This window comes from Streptococcus sp. GMD4S (genome assembly GCF_000296955.1).
On sequence record NZ_AJRE01000101.1, the window covers coordinates 1 to 4485 of the forward strand.

Genomic DNA, 4485 nt, shown 5'->3' on the forward strand with positions numbered 1-4485 from the left:
TAATGCAGAATCTGATGCACAAATGCAACAACACGCTTCAGGTATGAAACAAGACGGTGTCCTTGCTAAACTAGGTCGTAACTTGACAGCGGAAGCTCGTGAAGGCAAGTTGGATCCTGTTATTGGACGAAACAAGGAAATTCAAGAAACATCTGAAATCCTCTCGCGTCGTACGAAAAATAATCCTGTTTTGGTCGGAGATGCAGGTGTTGGTAAGACAGCCGTTGTCGAAGGTCTAGCACAAGCTATTGTGAATGGAGATGTTCCGGCTGCCATCAAGAACAAGGAAATTATTTCTATTGATATCTCAGGTCTTGAGGCTGGTACTCAATACCGTGGTAGCTTTGAAGAAAACGTTCAAAATCTAGTCAATGAGGTGAAAGAAGCAGGGAATATTATCCTCTTCTTTGATGAAATTCACCAAATCCTTGGCGCTGGCTCAATCGGAGGAGACAGTGGTTCTAAAGGGCTTGCGGACATTCTCAAGCCAGCTCTCTCTCGTGGTGAATTGACCGTTATTGGAGCGACAACTCAAGACGAATACCGTAACACCATCTTGAAAAATGCAGCTCTTGCTCGTCGTTTCAACGAAGTCAAGGTCAATGCTCCTTCAGCAGAGGATACCTTTAAAATCCTTCAAGGGATTCGTGACCTCTATCAACAACACCACAATGTCATCTTGCCAGACGAAGTCTTGAAAGCAGCAGTGGATTATTCTATCCAATACATTCCTCAACGTAGCTTGCCAGATAAGGCTATTGACCTTGTAGACGTAACGGCTGCTCACTTGGCAGCTCAACATCCTGTAACAGATGTGCATGCTGTTGAACGGGAAATTGAGGCAGAAAAAGACAAGCAAGAAAAAGCAGTTGAGGCAGAAGACTTTGAAGCAGCTCTCAATGCTAAAACTCGCATTGCAGAATTAGAGAAAAAAGTCGAAAACCACACAGAAGACATGAAAGTGACTGCCACTGTCAATGATGTGGCCGAGTCCGTAGAGCGTATGACTGGTATCCCAGTTTCTCAAATGGGGGCATCTGATATCGAACGCCTAAAAGATATGGCTCATCGTTTGGAACACAAGGTTATCGGCCAAGACAAGGCAGTAGAAGCAGTGGCTCGTGCTATTCGTCGTAACCGTGCTGGTTTTGATGAAGGCAATCGCCCAATCGGTAGCTTCCTCTTTGTAGGTCCAACTGGGGTTGGTAAGACCGAGCTCGCTAAGCAATTGGCACTGGATATGTTTGGAACTAAGGATGCTATCATTCGTTTGGATATGTCTGAATACAGTGACCGCACAGCTGTATCTAAGTTAATCGGTACAACAGCAGGTTATGTGGGTTATGATGACAATAGCAATACTTTGACAGAACGTGTTCGTCGTAATCCTTACTCTATCATTCTCTTGGACGAAATTGAAAAGGCGGATCCTCAAGTAATCACCCTTCTCCTTCAGGTCTTGGATGACGGTCGTTTGACTGATGGTCAAGGAAATACAGTGAACTTCAAGAACACGGTCATTATCGCGACATCAAATGCTGGATTTGGCTATGAAGCTAACTTGACAGAAGATGCAGATAAACCAGAATTAATGGATCGTTTGAAACCATACTTCCGTCCAGAATTCCTTAACCGCTTTAACGCAGTTATCGAGTTCTCACACTTGAATAAGGAAGACCTTTCTAAGATTGTGGACTTGATGTTGGCTGAAGTCAACCAAACCTTGGCTAAGAAAGACATTGATTTGGAAGTCAGCCAAGCAGCTAAGGACTTTATCACAGAAGAAGGCTATGACGAAGTTATGGGTGTTCGTCCTCTCCGTCGCGTGGTTGAACAACAAATTCGTGATAAGGTGACGGACTTCCACTTGGATCATCTAGATGCTAAACATTTGGAAGCAGATATGGAAGATGGCGTTTTGGTTATTCGTGAAAAAGCCTAACTCAAGATTTTGAGAATAAAAAAAGAAGGAACTAGCTAAAAGCTGGTTCCTTTTTGTGTTTAGATGACATGGCGCTCAAAGGCATCATCTGAGATTCCTTGTTCCAGGATGAGTTTTGCCCATTCTTTAGCAGAAAAGAGGCTGTGGTCCTTGTAGTTTCCGCAAGATTCGATGGTTGTTCCAGGGACATCTTCCCAAGTAGTGGTTTCAGCAATTTCCTTGAGCGAATCCTTGATAACAGCTGCAATTTCAGCACTGGTATGGCGACCCCACATAATCATGTGGAAGCCTGTGCGACAACCAAATGGTGAACAGTCAATCATGCCGTCAATTCGGGTACGGATGAGTTTGGCCAAGAGGTGTTCGATAGTGTGAAGCCCAGCAGTAGGGATAGAGTCTTCATTTGGCTGTACCAAGCGAATATCAAAGTTGGAGATGATGTCTCCCTTTGGCCCCGTTTCTTCCCCAATCAAGCGAACATAAGGTGCTTTAACAATGGTGTGGTCAAGTTCAAAACTTTCAACAATAACTTCTTTTGACATGGTAAATCCTTTCAGTTTTCTTCTTTCATTATAACATAAAGGGTGCTGTTGATGGAGTTTGATAAATGACTTTTTATAATAAAGTCTCTATACATAAACCTCAGAATTATAAAGAAAGAATGGAGAGAAGAATACCTTGTGAAAGAAAAGTTTAGTTTTTCTAGTGGAACTCAGGTGACTTTTGAAAAGTGGATCAACTTTTTCTGAAATTTCTGTTTAATCTCTGAACTAATTCTGAACTAGATTGGGTATACTGGAGAAAATAAAGATAAAGGAGTTCAGTATGGAACATATTGTAAAAATTGATCGTGTTTCTAAAAAATATGGAGACAAGCAAATTTTAAAGGATATTTCTTTTACAGCTAGGAGTGGTCGCATTACGGCTTTTCTAGGACATAATGGTGCAGGAAAAAGCTCGACCTTGAGGATTCTCTTGGGCTTAGATCGGGCGACAGCAGGAACTGCGACTTTTGATGGACAAACCTATCAGTCAATGATTTATCCTCTCAAAACAGTAGGTGCAGCTTTTGACGGTATTGGAGGTCTGCCAAATAGAAAGGTTTACGACCATCTGCATATTATTGCTGCAAGTAATGCTATTCCGAAGTTTCGGATTGATGAGGTATTGGATATGACTGGGATCGCTCATAAGAAAAAGGATTTCTTATCAAGCCTGTCTCTAGGAGAGGGGCAGCGCCTGGGGTTGGCAGTAGCTTTACTAGGTGATCCTCAGTTTCTTATATTAGATGAGCCGACTAATGGACTAGATCCAAGTGGGATTAAGTGGTTTAGAAGGTTCATTCGCCAGCAGGCTGATTTTGGGAAAACCGTCCTTCTATCCTCTCATATCCTGTCTGAGGTACAAATGGTAACAGATGATGTAGTCTTGATTCATCATGGGCAAATTATCGAACAGGGAACGCTAGAAGATGTATTACAAGGAACAGATAGTTTAGAAGAGCTCTTCTTCGACTTAACAGAGGAGGTTTAAGATGAAAGAGACGATGTCCTTATTGCATTCAGAATGGTTGAAAATCCGATCAATCAAGGCTTTCAAAGTGAGTGTGGCCTTCATGCTACTATTGGTGCCTGTCGTATCCTGGTTGGAGGGCCGACAATATCTGTCTATCGGCTTGGATGCTACACCTGAGACGGTTCCTAATCTGATAAACGCCATTGATCCGCTGGAATATCTAGGTCTCAACGGGGCTTCTATGGCGGTCATGGTTTTGGTCATTTTAGCTGGAATTTTGGGAGCTATGGAATTTCAGTCTCATAGCTTGCGAACCAGTCTATTGGCTTGTAATAACCGCTTGAAGCTACTTATGGGGAAAATATTGACCTTTGGTTTGTTTTCACTCATCATTAGCTTGTTATCCATTTATTTGAGCTATATGGTCATGCATCTGGCTTTAGGAAAGGAAGGGCTTGATCCGATTTTGCTCAATCAGGCAGCTTGGAGTTTGATTTTGTGGAAAACCTTATCTCTAACCCTCTTGGGGATCCTTTCATTTTTGTTAGGTTTATTGGCTCGGACCATGCTAGTTCCTCTGCTATTTCTCGTACCCCAGATCTATAATCTGGGAAACTACCTAGCTGCTCACACGAGTTGGGGGGCATATTTGCCACAGCCAGCAGTAGAGTTGTTTGCTGCAACGCCAACTTCCCAATATGCCAACAATCCCTTGCAAGGACTCTTGATAATAAGCGTATGGTTGCTAGTCATCGGCGTCATGGCCTCTCTGCGCTTTTTGAAGACGGATTTAGGAGGACGCTACTGATGATAAAAGCTCTGCTTAAAAGTGAATGGATTAAGTTTCGTTCTTACTATCTCGTTCTTGGTGCCGCCTTTGTGGCTCTGGTAGTCGTTCCTTTTTTTCTGATGAATCTTGACTACAGTCAGACAGCAGTTGGCCAGACAAAGGCTCTGAGTGAAGCTTTGCATGCTCTCTATCTGGCGCAGCCTGTCATCGTCATCTTTACTTCCCTCTATTTTGCCCA

4 protein-coding genes and 1 pseudogene are annotated in these 4485 nt (G+C 42.9%); 4 read left to right on the top strand and 1 reads right to left on the bottom strand.

The window, feature by feature from the left end; genetic code table 11:
* The coding region (locus GMD4S_RS07095) for an ATP-dependent Clp protease ATP-binding subunit (protein ID WP_000292005.1) at positions 1–1942 on the top strand (1942 nt) is incomplete at its 5' end.
* A 59-nt stretch (positions 1943–2001) separates the two neighbouring features.
* Here GMD4S_RS07095 and GMD4S_RS07100 read toward each other — a convergent pair.
* Positions 2002–2484, bottom strand: coding sequence for an S-ribosylhomocysteine lyase (locus GMD4S_RS07100; protein ID WP_000032544.1), 483 nt, complete (start codon positions 2482–2484; stop codon positions 2002–2004).
* A gap of 283 nt (positions 2485–2767) precedes the next feature.
* On the opposite strand from GMD4S_RS07100, the gene GMD4S_RS07105 reads away from it, so the two are divergent.
* The 3 genes and pseudogenes from GMD4S_RS07105 to GMD4S_RS07115 form a co-directional block, all read left to right on the top strand.
* Positions 2768–3475, top strand: a complete 708-nt coding sequence (locus GMD4S_RS07105) for an ABC transporter ATP-binding protein (RefSeq protein WP_000400161.1) — start codon at positions 2768–2770, stop codon at positions 3473–3475.
* A gap of 1 nt (position 3476) precedes the next feature.
* Positions 3477–4265 carry an ABC transporter permease gene (locus tag GMD4S_RS07110; RefSeq protein ID WP_000665377.1) on the top strand — a complete coding sequence of 263 codons (789 nt, stop codon included), beginning with the start codon at positions 3477–3479 and terminating at the stop codon, positions 4263–4265.
* Positions 4265–4485 (top strand): annotated as a pseudogene (locus GMD4S_RS07115) (lantibiotic ABC transporter permease); the annotation flags it as partial. The gene GMD4S_RS07110 and the pseudogene GMD4S_RS07115, both read left to right, overlap by 1 nt.

What these genes read in the sequence shown, in the direction of transcription:
- GMD4S_RS07100 (WP_000032544.1), bottom strand. Translation starts at nt 2,484, where the DNA reads ATGTCAAAAGAAGTTATTGTTGAAAGTTTTGAACTTGACCACACCATT.
- GMD4S_RS07105 (WP_000400161.1), top strand. Translation starts at nt 2,768, where the DNA reads ATGGAACATATTGTAAAAATTGATCGTGTTTCTAAAAAATATGGAGAC.
- GMD4S_RS07110 (WP_000665377.1), top strand. Translation starts at nt 3,477, where the DNA reads ATGAAAGAGACGATGTCCTTATTGCATTCAGAATGGTTGAAAATCCGA.